This window comes from Agromyces sp. P1_H4 (genome assembly GCF_056405255.1).
Window position 1 is genome coordinate 1 of sequence record NZ_JBFUCL010000016.1, and the last position, 21509, is coordinate 21509.

Sequence of the window (21509 nt, forward strand, 5' to 3'; positions counted from 1 at the left end):
CGGAACCCGCAGTTCGCGACCCTTCGATGCGCGCGCGCCGCCGCCAACGCGATCGGGGGCGTCGGCGGTCGCGGCCCCGTTCTCGTTCCCGGCGAGGACGAGCGCGGCGACCCGGGTGGGCGCGCCCTGGCGCATGTCGAGGTAGCCCTCGCCGGCGAGCTGCTCGTAGGCGGCCACGACCGCGCTGCGGGACACGGCGAGCTCGGTCGCGAGCGCGCGCGTCGACGGCACCGCGTCGCCGGGTCGCAGCACGCCGTCGAGGATGCGGCGGCGCAGCCCCTCGACGAGCTGCACGCCGATGGGGCGACCGGTGTCGCGGTCGATCACCGGGATCGGTCCGTCCATGGCGCCATCGCCTCCAAACTGGTCTGCTCGATGCAGCGAGAACTGGACTGCGTCGCCGACCAGTCTAGCGGCGAGACTCGCAACGTGACCATGACGAACACCTCCTCGCCCCGCCGCATCCGCCGCATGCCCGAACGCCAGTCCATCGACCGCGACGCGCTCTTCGAACTCCTCGACCAGGAGCTGGTCGGGCACCTCGCCGCGGTCGCCGACGGCACGCCCGTGGTCGTGCCCATGGGCTTCGCCCGCGACGGCGACCACCTGCTCCTGCACGGCTCGACGGGCGGCGGATTCGCACTGCGCGCCGCAGGCGAGCGCTCCACCGTCGCCTTCGCGGTGACCTCCGTCGACGGCCTCGTCTATGCCCGATCGCTGTTCGACAGCTCGATGAACTATCGCAGCGCCGTCGTCTACGGCGTGCTCGAGCCCGTCGACGACGAGCGAGCGGATGCCGCGTTGCTGGCGCTCTCCGAGCGGCTCATGCCCGGCCGTCCCGCCGAGGTGCGCGCCACCACCAGGAAGGAGCGGGCCGCGACCCGCGTGCTGCGGCTCGCCCTCGACGACGTGGTCATGAAGGTGCGCGCCGCCGGGGCATCCGAGTCTCCCGATGATGGCGAGGACCACACGGGCTGGGCCGGCGTCGTGCCGATTCGACGCGCCTGGGGGACTCCCGAGCCGTCGGCGCTGACGCCCGTCGGCACTCCGGTGCCCGGCTCGGTGGCCGCCCTGACGGCCGATCGCCGCCCGCTTCGCTGAATGAGAGGAGGTGCGAGATGTTCGCGATCCTGATCGTGCTCGGACTGTTCGCCGCTGCGGCGGCGACGGCCTCGATCGTGCAGTTCCGCCGTGACGGCTACCGCCGCATGCCCACCCGTCGCGCCGCCTGAGGCGGTCGAGCGCCGGTCCTGAGGTGGCCGGCCACCTGCGCCCCGGCGAAATAGGGCGATCGCCCGATGGGGCCCCACCGCCTTAGCGAGCACGCTGAAGGCATCCGATCGAACGGGTCGGTCGACATCAGGAGGAATCATGCAGCTCTCGGCTGACTACATCGCATTGGGCGCACACCAGGCCGACGTGCGGCGTGCCGAGGAGGAGATCCAGCTGCGGATGGCCGCGGCGGAGCGCGGCTCGGACGGCGCGGGGGCGTCGTCCGAGCCGGTCGCCCGTCGGCGGGCGCGCCGCGCACTGCACGCGCCCCGACTCGCGCTGCGGTGAGCGTGGCGGCAGTCGTCGGTGCGGGCGTTCCGGCGCCGCTCGACGGCGCTCCCCGGCCCGGTGCCGGTGTCGGTGGAACGTGGCACCATGAGATGGTGACCACGTCAGCGCCGGCCATGATCGGCCGGGACGCCGACCTCGCGAGGCTCAACGAGCGCCTCGACGAGGTGCGCGCCGGCGCGCCGTTCACGGTCATCATCGGCGGCGAGGCGGGCATCGGCAAGACCCGTCTCCTGCGCGAGTTCGAGGCCGGGCTGCCCTCCGACGTGCGCCTGCTCGTCGGCCAGTGCGTCGACCTCGGCAGCGTCGCTTCGCCCTATTCGCCCGTCAAGGGCGCGCTGCGCACGCTCGTCGCCGAGGAGGGCGCCGACCGCGTGCTCGACGCCGTCGGCCCGGGTCGCGCGGCGTTGGTTGCGCTGCTGCCCGAGCTCGCGGCATCCGACCCACTGACCGCGGCGCCGACGGCCCCTCCTGCCGCCGGCGCCGCCACCAGCCAGCTGCACGAGGCCATCGCCGTGCTCCTCGAGACGTTCTCCCGCGAGCGCCCGATCGTCTTCGTCATCGAAGACCTGCACTGGATCGACGCGGCCAGCCTCACGCTGCTCCGCTTCCTCATGCGGGCGCTCGGTTCGAGCCGCGTGCTCACGGTGCTGAGCTACCGCACCGAAGACGTCACCAGGGGGCATCCGGTGCGCGCGTTCCTCTCCGAGGCCGAGCGCGACCGGTGGGTCGAGCGCCGCGAGCTCAGCCGGCTCACGCGCGCCCAGGTGCGCAAGCTCGCCCGGTCGCTCATCGTCGACGAGGCGGTCAGCGAGCAGGTGCTCGCCACGGTGTTCCGCCGCAGCGACGGCGTGCCGTTCTTCGTCGAGGAGCTCGTCGGCATCGACGGATGCCGCGACGAGGGCGAGGTGCCCGACACCCTCCGTGAACTCTTGCTCGCGCGCTACGAGCGGTTGACCGAACCGGCGCAGGAGCTGCTGCGACTCGTCTCGATCGGCGGAGTGTGCGTCTCGCACTCGCTGCTCGCCGCCGTGTATCGCGGCAGCGCCGACGAGCTCGACGCCACCGCCCGCGAGAGCGTGCTGGGCGGGGTCCTCACCATCGACGGACAGGACTACGCGTTCCGCCACGCCCTCGTGCGCGAGGCGATCCTGGCCGACCTGCTCCCGGGCGAGCGCGCCAGGTTCCACGCCCGCTACGCCGAGGCGCACGAGGCCGCCGCCGCGGCGGGCACGCGGCGACTCGCCGCCGAGATCTCCTACCACTGGCTCGGGGCCAATGATGCCGGGCGCGCGTTCCCGGCGACCATCCAGGCCATGCGCGAGGCGCGCGCGGCGGCCGCGTACGCCACGGCGGCGCAGCTCGGTGAGCGGGCCCTCGGCCTCTGGGACGTCGTGCCCGACCCCGAGGCCGCCGCGGGCATGGGCAAGCTCGAGCTCATGGGCCGCACCGCCTCGCACCTGCGCAACGCCGGTGAGGGAGAACGCGGCCTCGCGCTCGTCAAGGCAGCCCTCGCCGAGTGCCCGCCCGGCGACCGCCAGTATCCGCGGCTGCTGCGCGACAAGGCGCTCTACCTGGCCAACGTCGGCCGACCCGGTTCCATCCCCGTCCTCGAAGAGGCGCTCGCGGCCCTCGGCGACTCCGGTCCGAGCGACCTTCGCGCCACCGTGCTCACGGCGCTGTCGGGCCGGCTCATGATCGACGGCCGGCTCGACGACGCCGTCGAGATGGCCGAACGCGCCCTCGACGTCGCCACCCAGATCGACTCGAACCGCTATCGCTCGATCGCCACGAACATCGTGGGCATCAGTCGCGCGGCGCGCGGCGAGGTCGACGAGGGCATCGCGCTGCTCGAGAGCTCCCGGGAGCTCGCCGCGGGTGACGGCGGTGCGCTCCTCCGATACTGGGTCAACGCCTCCGACCTGCACTACCTCATCGGCAATCACGCCGAGGCGGTGCGGCTCGCGGAGGAGGGCCTCGCCCGTGCCCGCGAGGACGGCATCGAGCGCAGCACGGGCGTGCTGCTCGCCGGCAATGCGGTGGACCCGCTCTTCGCTCTCGGCGAATGGAACCGCGCCGAGGAGCTCATCGATCGCGCGCTGGCCCTCGACCCGCCGACGCCGTTCACGGCCTACCTCCTGCGTGCCCGCATCTGGGCGTGGCTCTGGCGCGGCGATACCGCGGGTGCCACCGCGCTCTACCGAAGTGCCCGCTCCTCGATGATCCCGGTCATGGAGGTCGAGATGCAGACGCGACTCGGTGTCGGCCGGCTCGCGGCCGAACTGGCGCTCGCCAACGACGACCTCACCACGGCCTGGCGCGAGTCGCGGGCGCTCCTCCACGAGGAGCACCTGCCCCTGCCCGGCTACGCGCTGCCGTTCCTCTGGGTCGCCGCGCGCACGGTCGCCGCCATTCGAACGCGGCCGCACGCCGTGAGCGAGACCATCGCCGCCGAGGCGATCGACGCCGTGCCAGAGTTCCGGGCGCTGCTCGGCCGCCTCGTGTACTGGCCGAACAGCCCCGTCTGGACGGCCCTGTTCGAGGCCGAGCTCGCCGAGGCATCCGACGGTGCCGGCGCCGGGGTGCCCGGCACCGACACCGGCGCCTGGCGGGTCGCCGTGAGCGAGACCGCCGGGCCGTTGGCTCCCGGATTCCTCGCGCCCTACGCCCTGCTCCGGCAGGCGGAGGCGGAGCTCGCCGCCGCCGACCGGGCCGCCGCGCGCGCCTCGCTGCAGGCGGCGTTCGACGTGGCCGAGTCCGGAGGCGTGATCGCGGTCCGCGACCGGGTGCTCCGCGTGGCATCGGCCGCAGGCCTCGCGCTCGACGGCGTCGGCGGCGGAGCCGCGCTCGTGGTCGCCGCCGGGGGAGTGGCGGGCTCAGGGGCATCCGACGCCGACGCCGGAGCCACCGCCGACCTCACGGCGCGCGAACGCCAGGTGCTCGAGCTCATCGCCGAGGGCCTCAGCAACCGCCAGATCGGCGAGCGGCTCTTCATCAGCGGCAAGACGGCGAGCGTGCACGTCTCGGCGATCCTGCGCAAGCTCGGGGCGGCCACCCGCACCGAGGCCGCCTACCGCGCCGGCGCCCTGCGCTGACCCGCCGGCCGCCGCTCTCTCGGCGTTGTCGAGATGACGCAGATCGACCTTCGTTGGCCCTCGGAACGTCGATTTGCGTCACTTCGGCGGGTGGCGCGGCCCGACGACGCGTGGCGCACCGGCCCCGCTACTTCGCCGGCTGGAAGCGCCGCGCCACGTCGATGAGCAGGCGGGCGCCGTAGCCGGTGGCGCCCTTCGAGCGCCAGGAGTCGTCGGCATCCGACTGCATGGTGCCCGCGATGTCGAGGTGCGCCCACGGCGTCTCGCCCACGAACTCGGCGAGGAACAGCGCCGCGGTGGTCGCGCCGGCGTAGGGGCCGCCGAGATTCGAGAGGTCGGCGACGTCGGAGTCGAGCTGCTTGCGGTACTTGCGCTCGAGCGGCAGTTCCCACACCGGTTCGTCGGCCGCGGCCGCCGCGGCCTTCACGAGTCCGATGGTGGTGGGGTCATTGCCGATGACGGCGGCGAGCGACGGGCCGAGGGCCATGAGCGCCGCCCCGGTGAGCGTGGCGATGTCGATGATCGCGTCGACGCCGTCCTCGTTCGCGAGCGCGAGCGCGTCCATCATCACGAGCCGGCCCTCGGCGTCGGTGTTCTTCACCTCGACGGTGGTGCCGCCGCGCGCGGTGAGCACGTCGCCGAGCTTGTAGGCCGAGCCCGACGGCATGTTGTCGGTGCACATCAGCCAGCCGGTGACGGTCGCCGTCGCGTCGAGCGCGCGCAGCGCGGTGAACGCCGCGAGCACGGATGCCGCACCGCCCATGTCCATCTTCATGAGCAGGTGCATCGGGTCGGACGGCTTCAGGCTGATGCCGCCGGAGTCGTACATGATGCCCTTGCCGACGAGACCGAGGTGTCCACTCGAGTTCCCAGGAGGCATGTAGCGCAGCTTGACCATGCGCGGCTCCTCCGCGCTGCCCGAGTTCACGCCGAGGAGACCGCCGCAGCCGAGGTCGATGAGCTGCTGGCGGTCGAACACCTCGACCGCGAAGCCGAACCGGGCACCGAGGGCCACCGCGACGTCGGCGACGTCGGTGGCGGTGAGGTGCCCGGGTGGCGTGTTCGCGAGGTCGCGGGAGATGTTCGCGGCGCGGGCGGTGACGATGCCGCGCTCGGCGCCGGCGGATGCCGCGGCGCGGTCGGCCCCGTCGAGGAGCAGCTCGAGGCGCTCGAGCGGCGTGTCCTTGGGCTTCCGCTGCAGCTCGCGGTAGCGGTAGCGCGCGAGGATCGCGCCCTCCGCGAGCGCCTGAGCGGCGTCCGCGGCATCCGCCGAGCCGATCGACGGCACGCGCAGCGCGATGCGGCCGAACCGGGAGGTGGCGCGAGCGAAGGCCGCCGCCGCGTTGCGGAGGCCGGCGAGATCGAGCTCGCCCGTCGGCCCCGCGCCGACGAGCACGATGAGCGGGCGGCTCGCATGCGGCAGCGCGAGCGTGGTGCCGGGCTTCGCGTCGAACCCGGCGAAGGACTGCGCCTCGCGGTCGAGGTCGATGCCCTCGGGCAGCGTGCCGTCGCTCGTCACGAGCACGCCGATGGYGTCGACGTGCTGCTCGCCGAGCTCGGCGACGACGGCCACCTCTGGCACGGCATCGAGGGACGCGGTGGCCGAGAAGTCGGCGGGGATGAGCTTGACCGGATTGCGCGTCACGCGTGGGTCTCCTTCTCGTCGAGGGCGGGTTCGAACTCGTCGTCGACCACGTCGTCGATGTCGTCGTCATCGTCGGGTTCGAGCTTCTCGGGCAGGTCGCCCCGGCGGCGGCCGGGCATGCGCGTCGCGGGCACGATCGCGAGCAGCGAGATCGCGGCGAGGCCGAGCAGCGAGATCTTCAGCGCCTCGAGCCGCGCCTGGGCGTTCACGGCGATCGCGGCGTCGAGCTCGGGCCCGCTGGCACGGCTGCCGAGCACGTCGGCGAGCTGCTCGTTCGTGAGGAAGTTCGCCTCGTTGATGTTCACCTGCGCGATGAGCTCGTCGGAGATCTCGGGGTGCTCCTGAGCGCCCGAGAGCAGCAGTGCCGAGAGCATGCCCACGGCGAACGCGCTGGCGACGGCGATGCCGACGCTGCCCGAGAGGTTGTGCACGAGCCCGCGCCAGGCGCCGACGTCGCCGGCGAGTTGCCGGGGCGCCGCCGAGAGCAGCGTGTTGAACACGAGGGCGACGATCGCGCCCTGCCCGAGGCCGAGCAGGATGAGCCCGGCGACCACGAAGCCTTGGCTCCACTCGCCTCGCACGGTGAAGGCGAGCAGGGTGAGCGCGGATGCCACGACGATGAACCCGGCGGTCGCGAGCACGCGCGGGGTGTACCGGTCGTAGAGGTAGGCGACGAACGTCGAGGCCAGGAAGATCGACAGGGTGTAGGGGATGATCGAGAACGACGTCTCGATGCTCGACCGGCCCTGCACCACCTGGATGTAGAGCGGGATGAGGAAATTCGCGGCGGTGCCGACGAAGAGCATCGTCGCCATGCACGCCGTGACGGCGCGCTCCGAGCCGGTGGCGAGCACCCGGAGGTCGAAGATGCGCGGCTTGTCCTCGCGCCCGCGACGGCGGAGCCAGGCGAAGAACGCCTGCCCGACGATGAGCCCCGCGATGATGAGCAGCGGCGCGGGCGACAGTCCGAGCACGTCGAAGGGCGCCTGGGGCGTGGCCAGCCAGAGGCCCCACGTGGAGAGCCCGCTGAACCCGAAGCTGAGCAGGATGATGCCGATGGCGGCGAGGATCGCGCCCGTCCAGTCGATGGTGAGTCCGGGCTGGGCGGGGACCCTCTTCAGGCGGAAGCTGAGCAGCAGGTTGATCGCGGCGAGGGCGACCATGAGCGCGAACGACCAGCGCCAGCCGATCGTGGTCGCGAACCAGCCGGCGAGGAGGAGGGCGAGCACTCCGGCCGCGGGAATGGCCGCGGCGAGGAATCCGATCGCCCTGGCCTGCTGCCGCCCGTGGTAGTTCGTCGCGATGAAGACCACGAGGGCGGGGGCGATGAGCGCGATCACGGCACCCGACGACGCCTGCGCGATGAAGAGCATCGCGGGGCTCACGCTCAGTGCCACGCCGAGCATCGCCAGCCCGTGGATCGCGACGGCGATCTGGAACACGCCCCGGCTGCCGAAGCGCGAGCCGATCTTCGCGCCGAGCAGGATGAACGCCGCCATCGCGAACGTGCCCGCGGTGATCGCCGTGCCGACCGAGGTGGCGGGCGTGTCGAGGTCGGTCGTGATGCCGGCCATCGACACGGTCAGCGCGTTCACCGCGAACGACGCCTGGATCTGGGTGAGCACCACCACGATGAGCGGCAGCCACGATGCCTTCACGGCGTCCGAGCTCGGTACCCGACTCGTCGACGCGGTCGTACTCGCGGCCATGCTGCCCCCCAGGTCCACCGCCGGGCCGTGCCGGCTCCTGATCCGACAGTAACGCCGAAGCTCGGCGCGGAGGTAGCCATCGATCGGTTGAGGGCCTCCCAGCGAGCCGGTGGCTAGTCTGAGCGAATGGATCCCGTGGCGACCACGCTGGTCATCCTCGCGCTCGCCATCGTGGCGTTCATGTCGAACCGGGTGCCGCTGGGCATCGTCGCGATCGGCGTGGCCGTGGCGCTCTGGCTCACCGGGATCCTCGACCTCGGGCAGGCGCTCGCCGGCTTCGGCGACCCCACGGTGGTGTTCATCGCGACGCTCTTCATCGTGAGCGAGTCGCTCGATTCGACGGGGGTCACGGCGTGGGCCGGCCGCAGGGTGATCGGGCGGGCGGGAACGAAGCGCACCCGGCTGCTGCTCGTGGTGTGCCTCCTCGTCGCGGGCGTCACGGCGCTGATCAGCGTGAACGGCGCGGTCGCGGCGCTCATCCCCGTGGTCGTCGTGGTCGCCACACGCGCGGGCCTCGCCCCGTCGCAGATGCTCATGCCGCTCGCGTTCTCGGCGCACGCCGGCTCGCTGCTGGCGCTCACGGGCACGCCGGTGAACATCATCGTGAGCGAGGCGGCAGCGGATGCCGGGGCTCGCCCGTTCGGGTTCTTCGAGTTCGGGCTGGTCGGCGTCCCGCTCGTCGTCGGCACGCTGCTGATCGTGGCGCTCTTCGGCCGGCGGCTGCTGCCCGAGCGCGCGGCGACGACGCTCCCGCAGGACGTGAGCGCCCACGCGCGGACCCTGCGCGAGCAGTACGCGCTGCCGGAGGGCACCGAGCTCATCGGCGTGCGCCGCGGCGTGACCGAGGTGGTCGTCGCGCCCCGCTCGGAGCTCATCGGCCTGCACCTGTTCGCGGGCATGGCGACGCCGAGCGGCGACCTCGTCGTGCTCGCCGTGCAGCGCGGCGGCGAGGACCTGACCGGCACCGACACGACGCTGCGGGCGGGCGACACGCTGCTGCTCAGCGGCGGGTGGGAGGAGCTGCAGCGCAACACGGCCGGGCCCGACGTGCTCGTCGTCGACGATCCGGCTCGGGTGCGGCGCTCGGTGCCGCTCGGGGTGGGCGCGAAGCGCGCGATCGTGATCCTCGCCGCGATGGTGGTGCTGCTCGCCACGGGCATCGTTCCGGCGGCGATCGCCGGACTCGCCGCGGCATCCGCCCTGGTGCTCACTCGAGTGGTGACGCCGACCCAGGCCTACCGCAGCGTCTCGTGGACCACGGTCGTGCTCGTCGCGGGGATGATCCCGTTGTCGACGGCGTTCATCACGACGGGCACCGCCGAGGTCATCGCCGGAGGCCTGCTCGGGGTCATCGGCGACGCGTCGCCGTACCTCGCGCTCGCGGCGCTGTGCGTGCTCACCATGGTGCTCGGCCAGCTCATCTCGAACACGGCGACCGTGCTGATCATGGTGCCGATCGCGGCGGTGCTCGCGGCCGACCTCGACGTCTCGGTGCTGCCGTTCATGATGGCGCTGACGGTGTCGGGTGCGGCGTCGTTCCTCACACCCGTGGCCACCCCGGCCAACACGATGGTGCTCGAGCCGGGCGGCTACCGGTTCGGCGACTACTGGAAGCTCGGGCTCCCGTTGCTGCTGCTCTTCCTGCTCGTGGCCGTGTTCTACGTGCCGCTCGTCTGGCCGTTCTGAGGGGGATCATGGTCGACGTCTCACTCCTCGTCGCCGGTGCCGTGTTGCTCGCCGGCATCGTCATCCTGGTGGCGCTGCGCGGACGGCGGCGCGGCGTCGAAGCGACCGCGGAGTCGGCGGTCACGACGGGCTCGATGCCGGTGATGCCAGACCGCGAGCCCGACTCCGCCGCCACGCTCGCAGCGACGGAGGCGGTCGGCGACGCGATGATCGATGCCGGCTTCTCGGGCACCACCGTGCGACGCGCCCTCGAGGACATCGCCAGGGTCAACGGGCTCCCGTCGAGCCAGGTGCTCGTGTTCCCGACGGCCCTGCTCGTCTCCGCGCGAGGCGAGGGCCATCATCGCACCGGAGCGATCACGAGCGGCGAGCGACGCCTGCTGCTCGCGCAGGTCGACGAGCTGCAGCGCACCGTCGACGCGGCACGGAAGGGCGTGCTCGACCCCGAGTCGACGATCCGGCGCGTTCGGGACATCCGGGCGATGGCTCCGCCGTACGGCCGGGTGCTGCGGGTGATCGGCTACGTGGTGCTCTGCGGCGCCCTCGCCGTGCTGCTCGGATCGTCCTGGACCGGCGTGGCCCTGTCGGCCGGACTCGGCGTCATCGTCGGCACCGTCCTGCTCGTCGCCGAGCGCCTGCCCAGCGGATATGGGGCGCTGCTCACCGTCGGGATGGCGTTCGTCGTCGCGCTCGCCGTGTTCCTGCTGCTGCGGGCGGGGCTGGGCTCCGGGATCCTGGCCGCGCTCATCGCGCCGCTGGTGGTGCTGCTGCCGGGCGTGCTGCTGACCACCGCGGCGCTCGAACTCTCGATGGGGCAGATGATCTCGGGTGCAGGGCGTCTCGCGGCGGGCGGTTGGCAGCTGGTGCTCCTGGCCGCCGGCATCGTCACGGCCGGAGCGATCGCCGGAGTGCCCGACTTCGACTTCACCGAGAACCCCGAGGCGCTCGGTCCTGCGGCGCCCTGGATCGCGGTGGTCCTCTTCGGGGTCGGCATCGCCGTGCACCAGTGCGTGCCGCGCCGATCGATCCTGTGGATGCTCCTCGTGCTCGCCATGGCGTACGCCGCCCAGGTGCTCGGTGCCGCGCTCGTCGGCGGGGTGCTCTCGGCGTTCGCCGGGGCGCTCGTCGTGGTGCCGGTCACGGCCCTGGTCGCGCAACAGCCGCGAGGACCCGCGGCGCTCGTGAGCTTCATGCCGGCGTTCTGGCTCCTCGTGCCGGGAGCGCTCGGACTCGTCGGCGTGACCGACCTGCTCACGGGCGACACGAATGGGCTGAACTCGATCGTCGCGACCCTGTCGACCATGGTGGCGATCGCGCTGGGTGTGCTCGCCGGGTCGGTCGTGTCCAACCGCATGGAGCGGCCGGTGCTCTGAGCGACCGGCCGATCACGCGACCGGCCGATCAGCCGATCAGCCGATCAGGCGCCGGTGACGCCGGATGCCGCGGGGCCGCCCGCGCCCGCGGCATCCGCCCCGCCGGTGACCGTGAGGGCGCTGACGAACCGGATGAACACCGAGATCCAGCCGAAGATGATCGAGAACGCGGCCAGCTCGAACGCCGTGAGGTTGTAGTAGCCGAGCGGCTCGAAGAGCACGGCTGAGGCGAGGAGCAGCACGATGCCGCCCCAGCAGAACACGAAGAACCGCCGCGGCATGCCGCGCAGGATCCACGGCGCTCCGATGAGGAGCACGAGGAACGAGATCGACATGCCGACCGCGCAGAAGTTGTGGATCGGCGTGCTCACGTTCACCGGCACGAGGCCGACGCCGGCGAGGAGTACGCCCATGAAGATGAACACGACCGAGACCAAGCGGGGCGCCGAGGCGCGTTCGAGCACCCCCTGCTGCACCAGGGTCGTCAGGTCGCGGTCGACGTAGAGCGCGAACGTCGTGACGAACGCGCCGCCGATGATGAGCGCGAGGTTGAACAGCGAGCTCGAGAAGTCGTCGGCCGTGCCCAGCTGGCTGAAGTGGTACTCCCACCATTGCGGGTCCTGCGCGGTCGCCATGCTCGCGAGGGTCGCGCTCGCCATGAACACGATGAGCAGCATCGCGAGCTTCGGCGTCGTGATCGACGAGACCGAGAGGTAGATCCAGTAGGCCGCGAGCCCGGAGGCCACGGCGACCGCACCGATCGAGGTCCACACGTCGACGACGAGGCCCTCGAAGCTGCGCTGCAGCATCACGAAGACGACCATCGTGAGGATGAACCCGATGATGCCGTGCACCGCGGCGACCGTGCCGACGTCGACCGAGAACTTCCACGGCTTCAGGCGGTGCCGCCACTCCTGGCCGGGCAGGTTGCGCGAACGCCAGTACCCCGCGGCACCGGCGCCGATGCCCACCAGCAGCACCGCGACAGCGGCGACGAGCCCGACGGAGAATCCGCCCCAGAGCGGCCACACGCCGCCGGCGAACAGGAAGGCGGCGATGATGCCGGTCAGCCCGGCGGCGACGGCGCCGGCGAGCAGGGCCTCGGATTCCACGGCGAGGCGGCGAGGGGCTGGCGCCTCGGCGGGCGTCTCCACTACGGCGTGTGCGGTCATGGCTGGATCGTACGCCCGGCGCTTCGGCTCGCGGCAGTCCCCGAGCACGTGTCTCGGCGAGTCGCGCGTAGGCTCGGTGACCATGGCGCCGGCACCGGGGGAGGAGCGGGCGGATGCCGCGACACTGCGCCCGAGCATCCGCGCGGTGGCCGCGCTCGCCGGCGTCTCGCCGACGACCGTGTCGCACGCGCTGAGCGGCACCCGGTCGGTGAGCGCTGCGACGCGCGAGCGGGTCGTGCGGGCGGCCGCCGAGCTGGGCTACACGCCGAACCGGCTCGCGAGTGGGCTGCGGATGCGGCGCACGGGCGTCATCGGGCTCGCGAGCGACCGGATCGCCACGACGCCGTTCGCCGGCCGCATCGTGCAGGGCGCCCAGGAGGCGGCCCGCGAGCGCGACGTCGTGCTGATGGTCGTCGACTCCGAGGGCGATCCCGCCTTGGAGGAGGCGCAGCTGCGGGCGCTCCTCGACCACCGCGTCGACGGCATCGTGCTGGCGCGGATGTCGCACCAGGAGGTCGCGCGCCCCGCGGCGCTCGGGGCGACGCCCGCTGTGCTCGTCGACGGGGTGCCCGCCGGCGGGTGGCGCGTGCCCGCGATCGCGCCCGACGAGGAGGGGATCGCCGCGACGGCGGTGGCCCACCTGGTGGCTGCCGGGCACCGTCGCATCGGCTTCGCCACGACGACGGATGACGCACCGGCGAGCCGTGGCCGAGAGGCCGGGTTCCGGGGTGCGCTCGATGCCGCCGGGCTCGCGGGACCGGACGGCTCGGGCGCTGCCGTCGAACGGGCCGCCTCGGATGCCGCGGGCGGCCGGCTCGCGGGTCGACGGCTGCTCGACCGCCCGGCCGCCGAGCGCCCCACCGCCGTGTTCTGCTTCAACGACCAGATGGCCATGGGCGTGTACCAGGCGGCGTCCGCCCTCGGCCTCGACGTGCCGCGCGACTGCTCGATCGTGGGCGTCGACGACCTCGACATCGTCGCGGCGGCGCTCGAGCCCGGGCTCACGACGATCGCGCTCCCGCACCGCGAGATGGGGCGCTGGGGCATGACGACGCTGCTCGACCGGATCGACGGCAGCCCTGGCATCGACGGCAGGGATGGCGATGCGGCGACGGATGCCGCGGAGCCGGTGCTGCTCGCGTGCGAGCTCGTCGAGCGCGGCTCGGTCGCGTCGCCGGCCGCCGCAAGCTGAAGACCCCCGCGGCGAAAGAGGTCCGCCCAGCTCAGCCGTGCCGGTCGACGGGTGCGACCGCGAGCGGGGACAGCCGCAGCGAGCGCAGCTCGGTCGTGCCGCCGACGGACTCGACCGAGAGGCCGTTCGCGCCGGGCGCCCCGAACACGAGGCTCGAGAGCGTCGCCTCGCCGCCGTTCACGAAGACCTCCACCGAGGACGCGTCGACGATCACGTCGAGGGTCACCACGCCGTCGCGCAGGGGGGCGGGTGCCGAGCGCACCGCGCGGTAGGCGTCGGGCATGGAGGCCGCGGCGGCATCCGCGTCGCGCGCGACGAACGCCGTCCCCGAGGCGAAGTCGACGCCGACCGCGGCGAACGAGCCGTCGCCCTCCTTCACCCGGAACCGCACCTCCGATGCCGGGTCGTCAGGATCGGGGGCGACCTCGACGCGCAGGCGGTAGGCATCCGACCGCGGCTGCGGGAGCTCGGCCGAGTCGGCGGGGTCGAGGTCGGCGGCCGGACGCGGTGCCGCGGCATCCGTCACCCGCAGGCCGGTGCGCTCCCGGGCCTCGCCCTCGAGCGACTCGAGGCCCGCGACCGGGCTCGAGACCAGCGTCGGCCGTCCGTCCACGGTCCGCAGCGCGAGCTCCCGCACGAGCGAGTCGGCACCGCCGTGCCAGTCCTCGGTCGGCAGGTCGCCGGCGTATGCCCAGTTGTTGAGCCAGCCGACCGCGTAGCGCGACGCGAGGCGGTCGGACTCGGACCGGCGCGGGTCGTCCCACGTGACGGCGGCGTAGAAGTCGGCGCCGTGGTCGAGCCACGCCGGCTCGGCGGCATCCGTGGTGAACCGTTCGCCGTCCCACGCGCCCGTCCAGTACGCGGTGCCCGTGGTCTTGCCGTGCTCGGCGCCGTTCACGCCGGCCGCGAGCACCCAGGTGGTCCTCGCCGGATCGCCGTCGAGCGACATCCGGAACAGGTCGGGGCACTCGAGGATGCCGAGGTCGTCGCGCTCGAAGGCGGAGCGGTAGGTCCAGTCCGTGAGATCGGGTGACGTGTAGAAGCCGATCTTGTGACCCTCGGCGAGCACCATCAGCCACTCGCGTCGTTCGTCGTCCCAGACGATCTTGGGATCCCGCCAGTGCTCGCTGCCCGGATTGTCCATCACGGGATTGCCGTCGAACGGCTCGAATCGGAAGCCGCCGTCGGTCGAGACGAAGAGCGACTGCCGCTGCACGCCGTCGGCCTGCTGGGTCATGATCGCGATGACCGCGCCCCGGCCGAAGCCCGCGGTGCCGTCGGTGTCGACCACGGCGCTGCCGGTCTCGATGTCGCCGAGCCCGTTCGCGTACTTCTCGATCGCGACGCCCTCCTCGCGCCAGTGCACGAGGTCGGTCGAGGTCGCGTGGTACCACTCGGTGCCGTTCCCCTCGGGGTAGTCGGCGTTGTAGAGGTAGTAGTAGTGCCAGCGTCCGTCGAGCCAGAAGGGGCGCTGCGGGTCGTTCATCCACCGCTCGGCGGGCGTGAGGTGCACGGCCGGTCGATAGGTCGACCAGCCGTCGGGCCGCGTGAAGTCGCGGTCGCCGTCGGGGCGGTCGGATGCCTCGGGCTTCGCGTTCGAGGACGCCGTCGGCGCACTGCCCGGGCCGGGCACGAGCACGACGGCCAGCACCGCGGCGATGACCGCGGCGATCGCCACGGTGGTGGCGGTCACCCAGGTGCGGGGTCGACGACGCCACGGTCGCGGATGTGCCGGGCCGCTTCGCGGCGCGGGTGTCTTCGCGCCCGGCGGTGAGCCGGGACGGGGTGTTCGGTTCATGATCCTCCGTCGTGGTTCGCGCATCGCACGATCGGCCACTGCGCCTGCGAGGGCGGTCCGGTCGGATCGGCGATGCGCCTTCGCAGCGGTGTTCGGTGGGAGGAGCGCAAGCGCCACTCGAGGAATCAGGGGCCACGGTACGGGTTTGCAAATCGATTTGCAATTTCTGGCGGGTGGATCCGTCCCGTGGAAGCGCGACCATCCCTGTCAGCCTGCTGATCGGGGAATTTCCATGCGAACGCACCGTTCATGAAGGGGTCGACGCGGACTTGACAACGTTGTCAGCCGACCCATAGCTTGCTGTTCGGGGGAAGCACGAACGCCACGTTCTCGACGACCGGCCAGGCACCAGCCGGCGGTCATCACGAAAGCGAAGAACGTGAACACGACACACGCTGCACCGCGCACCCATGACCGGCGCGGTCACGCCATCCGACCTGGCGCGCTCAGGCGAGCCACCCGGTCGCACCTCGACTCCCGACCGTTCGGCTGACGCCCGACGGCTCGGACCGGACGGATGCGCGACCGTGGCACGCCCGCACGCGGCATCCGCCCGCCATCGCCGCCGCCCGGCGGCACCACCACCCATCACCCTGGAACAGGAAGGCGACAGACATGTCGACACCCACCCGGCGCACGAGGCGCCCACTCATCGGAGGGATGATCACGGCCGGTGCCGTGCTCGCCACCCTCTTCACCGGCACGGCGGGGGCCGTCGCGGCACCCGACGACCTGCAGCCCGGCCCCGAGCCCACGGCGCACACGCAGGAGGCGTTCGCGCCCGAGTCCGACTTCACCTCGAAGTGGACCCGCGCCGACGCCCGGCAGCTCGCACGGCTCTCGGACCCCGAGGCGCCCTCGCGTGAGAACTCCATGCCGGCCGCACTCACCATGCCGACCGTGCCGCAGGACTTCCCCGACATGTCGAACGGCGAGGTCTGGGTGTGGGACACCTGGCCGCTGACCGACAAGGACGGCAACCAGTACAGCGTGAACGGCCAGGAGATCATCTTCTCGCTCGTGGCCGACCGCAGCCTCGGCTTCGACGACCGGCACGTCTTCGCCAAGATCGGCTACTTCTTCCGGCCCGCCGGCGTTCCCGCCGATGAGCGCCCCGAGAACGGCGGCTGGACCTACGGCGGCCTCGTCTTCAAGGAGGGCGTGACCGGGAAGATCTTCGACGACCAGTCGTACAGCCACCAGACCCAGTGGTCGGGCTCCGCCCGAATCGACAAGGGCGGCAAGATCAACCTGTTCTTCACGGATGTCGCGTTCTACCGTGACGCCGCTGGCAACAACATCAAGCCGTACGACCCGCACATCGCGCTCAGCGTGGGCACGGTGCACGCCAACAAGCAGGGCGTGCGATTCACGGGCTTCGACTCCGTGACCGACCTGCTCGAGGCCGACGGCACCTACTACCAGAACGGCGAGCAGAACGAGTTCTTCAATTTCCGCGACCCGTTCACCTTCGAGGACCCGGCCCACCCGGGTGAGACCTACATGGTGTTCGAGGGCAACTCGGCCATGCCGCGCGAGTCCGCGAGCTGCGACGCCGAGGACCTCGGCTACCGCGAGGGCGACCCGTACGCCGAGGACGTCGACCAGGTGAACGCCTCGGGCGCGACCTACCAGATCGGCAACATCGGGCTCGCGAAGGCCAAGAACGACGACCTCACCGAATGGGAGTTCCTGCCCCCGATCCTCTCGGCCAACTGCGTCACCGACCAGACCGAGCGTCCCCAGTTCGTGTTCAAGGACGGCAAGTCCTACCTGTTCACGATCAGCCACCGCGGCACGTTCGCGAACGGCATCGACGGACCCGAGGGCGTCTACGGCTTCGTCGGCGACGGCATCCGCAGCGACTTCCAGCCGCTCAACGGCGGCTCGGGCCTCGCGCTCGGCAACCCGACGAACCTGAACTTCGCCGGCGGCCAGCCCTTCGCCCCCGACTACAACCAGCACCCCGGCCACTTCCAGGCGTACTCGCACTACGTGATGCCCGGCGGCCTGGTGCAGTCGTTCATCGACACGATCGGCACGCACGACGACTTCGTGCGCGGCGGCACCCTCGCCCCGACCGTGAAGATGGACATCCACGGCGACACCACCAGCGTCGACTACTCCTACGGCAACGGCGGGCTCGGCGGCTGGGCCGACATCCCGGCGAACCTGAACGTCAACTCCGGCGGCAAGCTGAAGTAGGCCGAGCTGCGCTGGTCACCCGATCAGCGCGAGATCGACGGATGCCCCGGGGCCGACCGCCCCGGGGCATCCGTGTGCCGTCGGCTACGAACCGGCCGTGGTCGGGGCGGTCCGCTCGGTGCGGGAACCCAGCGCCGACTCGAGCACGGCGCGCCGCGACATCCGTCGCCCTCGCCCGCGACCCGCGAGGAACGCCGCCGCACCGTCGGAGGCGAGCACCGCGTCCACGAACGGCTGGAACGTGACGTACGAGCGCTGGTCCGAGAGGCCGGTGCGTGCGCGCAGCGCGTCGGCCGCGCCGAGCAGCGTGCCGGCCCGCTCGAAGTCGCCGGTGGTGGCCACCGATGCGCTCACACCCTCGAGCGCGAACGCGATCCCGTTGTCGTTGCGCAGCCGCACGGCGAGATCGAGGTTGCGCAGGAACGCCTCGCTCGCGTCCTGGCCGAGGGCGAGCTGCGCCCATCCCACCTGGGTGAGCGCGATGCTCTCGACGAACATGTCCTGCGCCCGCACCGCCTCGTCGAGCGACTGCTCGAACAGCGTCATCGCTCCGGCCAGGTCGCCGCGCTGCAGTCGGATGCGCCCGAGCGCGCCCCGGTACAGCGCGTCGAAGCTCGCATCTCGGCCGTCTTCGAGGTCGAGCGCCGCACGCTGGCGGGCCTCGGCGAGCTCGAGGTCGGGCGGTTCCACCGACATGTAGGCGAGCGACAGCACCGTCAGCGTCAGGCCCTCCCCGAACTCGTCGCCGATCTCCCGGAAGAGTCGAACACTCTCCTCGAGCTTCTCCGTGCTGATCTCCGCATCCGTCTGCCACAGCGAGACCCACGAGGGGAATGCGAGCAGGATGGCCCGAGTGCGCGTCGAGAGTGGTTGTCCCGCCGCGAGGAGGTCCTCCGTCCATGTCTTCGCCTCGGGGAGGTAGCTGCGGATCCACCAGTACAGCAGCAGCCGCCACACGGCGTCCGCGACCGCGTCGACCTCGTCGACCGCGATCAGGTGCCGGAAGGCGGCGCGCAGGTTGTCGCGCTCCGCCTCCAAGCGGTCGAGGGCCGCGACCTGGGTCGCACCGCGCAGCAGCGGCTCCATCTGGGCTGCGAGGCCCGCGTAGTGGTCGGCGTGGGCGCGGCGCGCTGCGGCGGCATCCGGATCCCGATCGAAGCGGGCCCCTGCGATCTCCCGCACCGGCACCAGCATCGAGAAGAGCGGCACGTCGGCGTCGCCGTGCTGGCGCAGCAGGCTCCCGTCGACGAGCTCGAGCAATATGCCGAGCAGGTCGGTCGCCCACGGGGCGCCGGCGGTCACCGCCTCCACCGCGTCGAGGCTGAAGTCACCGGCGAACACGCCGAGGCGCACGAACATCGCCCGGGCCTCGTCGCTGAGCAGGTCGATGCTCCACTCGACGGTCGCCTCGATGGTGCGCTGACGTTCCGGCACGTCGCGGGCGGCGGTGACGAGCAGCGGCAGCACGCGATCCAGCCGCGCCCGCATGGCGGCCGGGGTAAGGGCACGGATGCGGGCCGACGCGAGCTCGATCGCCAAGGGCACGCCCTCGAGGGCGCGGCAGATGTGGACGACATCCGCCGCGTTCTCGGGCGTCACCTCGAACCGGGGATCGGCCGCCCGTGCACGGTCCCGGAAGAGGCGAACCGCCGGGGCGGCGAGGATCTCGTCGACGGTCCCGTCATCGGCCGGATCGGCGAGGTCGGGCGGCAGGGCGAGCGGCTCCACGTCGAAGACCTGCTCGCCGCGCACCCTGAGCCGCGCACGACTCGTCACGAGGAACGTCGCGCCGGGCACGTCGGTGAGCAGCGTCACGAGGTCGCGCGCGGCATCGAGCACCTGCTCGAAGTTGTCGAGCACGATCAGGTCCCGCCGTCCGGCCCGCGCGATGCCGAGTTGCTCGCTCAGCGGGGCGTCGCCGGAGTCGCGCACGCCGAGTTCGCGGGCGATGGCCGGGAGCACGTCCGCCGGGTCGCGCACGTGCTCGAGGGTCACGAACGTCACCCGGTCGAACGGCGGCCCCGCCTGGCGCGCCACCTCGATCGCGAGGCGGCTCTTGCCGATGCCGCCAGGACCCACGAGCGTGATCAGCCGCTGCGCGTCGTCGGCGAGCCAGGTGAGCAGGGCCGTGACCTCGAACTCGCGTCCCACCGCCTCGGTGTACGGGGCGGGTATGCGCCCCGTCGGTGGCGCTGCCGCGGCGGTCCGGGCGCCGTCGGATGCCTCGTCGGCAGGCGCCCCGTCGCCCGCGGCCCCGGCTTCTGAGGTGACCGCACCCCGCGACGCGTCGAACCGCTCGGCGAGCAGGGTGGCGAGGTCGGACTCGATCAACTCCGCCAGCTCGTCGGCCGTCGAGAACGGCGTGTACGAGGCGGTGCCGTCATCCCGAATCCGGTCGAGGAGTTCGGTCAGGCGTTCCTCGCGCTCGGCAGCCCGCTTCACGTAGATGAGCTTCGGCATGTCGCCGGGCGTCAGCCGGTACTCGTCCTCGAGGCCCGAGATCTCCTCGCCGGGTGAGATCCAGCCGTACTGCTGCCAGTACACACCGACGAACACGTCGCTCTGGCCGAGGTACGCACGGTAGAGGTCGCGGGGCGGGTGCGGTCGCGCGCCCAGTTCGAACATCACCGGCGCCAGCCGTAGCCGCTCGATCGCCGCCCGGGCCGCTCTCCGCTCCGGCTCGAGTTCCTTCAGGGTCGAGCTCACGAAGACCCGCAGCCGCTGGTCGGGGGTGCGGATCGACGCCTCTGCGGTCATGACCGCACGTCCGTCGTGCGCAGCGTGGCCGAGGTGCTCGGGGTGGAGAGCGCCCCGGGGGCGAGCGCGATCTCCAGCACGGCGCTTCGCGGCATCCGTCGACCGACGACGCGTRCCGCCTCGAACTCGGCAGCACGGTCGGTGGCGAGCACGGCATCGACGAACGACTGGTAGGTCACGTACGAGCGCTGGTCGTTGATGCCCGTGCGAGCCCGCAATGCGTCGGCGGCACCGAGGAGGAAGCCGGCGCGCTCGAGATCGCCCGAGGCGGCCGCGCATGCGGCGAGCCCCTCGAGTGCATAGGCGTCGCCGTCGTCGTTCCGCAGGAGGAGCGAGAGCTCCAGCGCCCGCGCGAACGGCTCGGGCTGCGATTCGCCCGCCGCGAGACGAGCCCAGCCGACCTGCGTCAGGACGAGGACCTCGGCGAACCGGTCGGCCGCGTGCTMGGCGATCCGTCGAGCACGCTCGTAGCAGTCCGTCTCGCCGGCTAGGTCACCGCGGAGGAGAAGGATGCGTCCGAGCCCCGAGAGGAACAACGAGTGGAAGGTCGCGTCACGTCGCACCGGTTCCAGCTCGAGCGCCGAACGCTGCCGGGCCTCGGCGCGGTCGAGGTCGGCGGGGGTGACCGACATGAACGACAGCGACGCGATCGAGAGGGCGAGGCCTTCGCTGAACTCGTCTCCGATCGTGCGGAAGAGCGCGACGGCCTCCTCCACCGGCTCGGTCGTGATCTTCGCATCGGGCTGGAAGAGCGCGACCATCGACGAGAACGCGAGCGCGACCGCGCGGGTGCGTGGAGACAGCGGCCGACCGGATCCGAGGACGATCTCCATCCAGGCCTTCACCTCGTGGAGCAGGCCCCGGATCCACCAGTACAGGAACAGCCGCCAGACCGCGTCCGCCACGACGTCGACCTCGCCGATCGCGATGAGGTGGCGGTAGCCGGCCCGGATGTCGTCGCGCTCCGACTCGAGCCGGTCCAGGGCGGCCGGCTGCGTCTCGCCGCGAAGCACCAGTTCGGTCGCCGAGGCGAGGCGCACGTAGAACTCGCCGTGTGCGCGGCGCACCGCATCGGCCGCGGGATCGTCGGCGAACCTGGCGGCGGCGACCTCCCGCACCGGCACGAGCATGGAGAAGAGCGACAGGCCATGGTCGTCGTGCTGCCGCAGGAGGCTGCCGTCGACCAGGTCGAGGAGGGTGCCGAGCAGGTCGGCGGCCCAGGGTGCGCCGGCCGTGACGGCCTCGACGGCGTCGAGGCTGAAGTCGCCCGCGAAGACGCCCAGCCGCTCGAACAGCGCGTGGGCGTCGTCGCCCAGC

Annotated in this window: 14 protein-coding genes; 7 read left to right on the forward strand and 7 right to left on the reverse strand. The window is 72.2% G+C overall.

Going from position 1 to position 21509, the window contains the following annotated elements:
• The coding region (locus AC1DY2_RS02220) for a GntR family transcriptional regulator (protein ID WP_476760920.1) at positions 1-345 on the reverse strand (345 nt) is incomplete at its 3' end.
• A gap of 90 nt (positions 346-435) precedes the next feature.
• Between AC1DY2_RS02220 and AC1DY2_RS02225 the strand changes: the two genes are divergently transcribed.
• The 3 genes from AC1DY2_RS02225 (at position 436) to AC1DY2_RS02235 (ending at position 4655) form a co-directional block, all read left to right on the forward strand.
• Entirely contained in the window at positions 436-1101 is a 666-nt protein-coding gene (locus AC1DY2_RS02225) for a pyridoxamine 5'-phosphate oxidase family protein (protein WP_476760933.1), read from the forward strand.
• A 270-nt stretch (positions 1102-1371) separates the two neighbouring features.
• Positions 1372-1560 (forward strand): hypothetical protein, encoded by a 189-nt coding sequence (locus AC1DY2_RS02230; protein WP_476760921.1) that lies wholly within the window; start codon positions 1372-1374, stop codon positions 1558-1560.
• A gap of 95 nt (positions 1561-1655) precedes the next feature.
• A complete protein-coding gene (locus tag AC1DY2_RS02235) occupies positions 1656-4655 on the forward strand; it encodes a helix-turn-helix transcriptional regulator (protein WP_476760922.1) in 3000 nt (999 codons plus the stop codon).
• Between the two features lie 127 nt (positions 4656-4782).
• Here AC1DY2_RS02235 and AC1DY2_RS02240 read toward each other — a convergent pair whose 3' ends face one another.
• The gene (locus AC1DY2_RS02240) at positions 4783-6300 is read right to left on the reverse strand and encodes a leucyl aminopeptidase (protein ID WP_476760923.1); all 1518 of its coding nucleotides are present in this window, start codon (positions 6298-6300) and stop codon (positions 4783-4785) included.
• Positions 6297-8009 (reverse strand): MFS transporter, encoded by a 1713-nt coding sequence (locus tag AC1DY2_RS02245; RefSeq protein ID WP_476760924.1) that lies wholly within the window; start codon positions 8007-8009, stop codon positions 6297-6299. Before AC1DY2_RS02245 ends, AC1DY2_RS02240 begins: the two co-directional genes overlap by 4 nt.
• Positions 8010-8135: 126 nt before the next feature.
• Between AC1DY2_RS02245 and AC1DY2_RS02250 the strand changes: the two genes are divergently transcribed.
• Together AC1DY2_RS02250 and AC1DY2_RS02255 are read left to right on the forward strand one after the other, a co-directional pair.
• A complete protein-coding gene (locus tag AC1DY2_RS02250; RefSeq protein WP_476760925.1) occupies positions 8136-9695 on the forward strand; it encodes an SLC13 family permease in 1560 nt (519 codons plus the stop codon).
• An 8-nt stretch (positions 9696-9703) separates the two neighbouring features.
• On the forward strand, positions 9704-11068 hold the full coding sequence (locus AC1DY2_RS02255; RefSeq protein WP_476760926.1) for a threonine/serine exporter family protein: 1365 nt from the start codon (positions 9704-9706) through the stop codon (positions 11066-11068).
• 44 nt (positions 11069-11112) lie between these two features.
• Here AC1DY2_RS02255 and AC1DY2_RS02260 read toward each other — a convergent pair whose 3' ends face one another.
• On the reverse strand, positions 11113-12240 hold the full coding sequence (locus tag AC1DY2_RS02260) for a DUF998 domain-containing protein (RefSeq protein WP_476760927.1): 1128 nt from the start codon (positions 12238-12240) through the stop codon (positions 11113-11115).
• Positions 12241-12322: 82 nt separating this feature from the next.
• Between AC1DY2_RS02260 and AC1DY2_RS02265 the strand changes: the two genes are divergently transcribed.
• Positions 12323-13432 (forward strand): LacI family DNA-binding transcriptional regulator, encoded by a 1110-nt coding sequence (locus AC1DY2_RS02265; protein ID WP_476760928.1) that lies wholly within the window; start codon positions 12323-12325, stop codon positions 13430-13432.
• Between the two features lie 31 nt (positions 13433-13463).
• On the opposite strand, the gene AC1DY2_RS02270 is transcribed toward AC1DY2_RS02265, so the two are convergent.
• A complete protein-coding gene (locus tag AC1DY2_RS02270) occupies positions 13464-15125 on the reverse strand; it encodes a glycoside hydrolase family 32 protein (protein WP_476760929.1) in 1662 nt (553 codons plus the stop codon).
• Positions 15126-15845: 720 nt separating this feature from the next.
• Here AC1DY2_RS02270 and AC1DY2_RS02275 point away from each other — a divergent pair.
• A complete protein-coding gene (locus AC1DY2_RS02275) occupies positions 15846-17435 on the forward strand; it encodes a glycoside hydrolase family 68 protein (protein ID WP_476760930.1) in 1590 nt (529 codons plus the stop codon).
• Between the two features lie 84 nt (positions 17436-17519).
• Here the strand turns inward: AC1DY2_RS02275 and AC1DY2_RS02280 are convergent, their stop codons facing one another.
• Together AC1DY2_RS02280 and AC1DY2_RS02285 are read right to left on the reverse strand one after the other, a co-directional pair.
• The gene (locus AC1DY2_RS02280; RefSeq protein ID WP_476760931.1) at positions 17520-20192 is read right to left on the reverse strand and encodes a DUF4062 domain-containing protein; all 2673 of its coding nucleotides are present in this window, start codon (positions 20190-20192) and stop codon (positions 17520-17522) included.
• A partial coding sequence (locus AC1DY2_RS02285) for a hypothetical protein (protein ID WP_476760932.1) occupies positions 20189-21509 on the reverse strand: 1321 nt, incomplete at its 5' end. The genes AC1DY2_RS02285 and AC1DY2_RS02280, both read right to left, overlap by 4 nt.

Excerpts from the sequence above, each read along its gene's own strand:
- AC1DY2_RS02225 (WP_476760933.1), top strand. The coding sequence starts at position 436 with ATGACGAACACCTCCTCGCCCCGCCGCATCCGCCGCATGCCCGAACGC.
- AC1DY2_RS02230 (WP_476760921.1), top strand. The coding sequence starts at position 1,372 with ATGCAGCTCTCGGCTGACTACATCGCATTGGGCGCACACCAGGCCGAC.
- AC1DY2_RS02245 (WP_476760924.1), bottom strand. The coding sequence starts at position 8,009 with ATGGCCGCGAGTACGACCGCGTCGACGAGTCGGGTACCGAGCTCGGAC.
- AC1DY2_RS02250 (WP_476760925.1), top strand. The coding sequence starts at position 8,136 with ATGGATCCCGTGGCGACCACGCTGGTCATCCTCGCGCTCGCCATCGTG.
- AC1DY2_RS02255 (WP_476760926.1), top strand. The coding sequence starts at position 9,704 with ATGGTCGACGTCTCACTCCTCGTCGCCGGTGCCGTGTTGCTCGCCGGC.
- AC1DY2_RS02260 (WP_476760927.1), bottom strand. The coding sequence starts at position 12,240 with ATGACCGCACACGCCGTAGTGGAGACGCCCGCCGAGGCGCCAGCCCCT.
- AC1DY2_RS02265 (WP_476760928.1), top strand. The coding sequence starts at position 12,323 with ATGGCGCCGGCACCGGGGGAGGAGCGGGCGGATGCCGCGACACTGCGC.
- AC1DY2_RS02275 (WP_476760930.1), top strand. The coding sequence starts at position 15,846 with ATGTCGACACCCACCCGGCGCACGAGGCGCCCACTCATCGGAGGGATG.
- AC1DY2_RS02280 (WP_476760931.1), bottom strand. The coding sequence starts at position 20,192 with ATGACCGCAGAGGCGTCGATCCGCACCCCCGACCAGCGGCTGCGGGTC.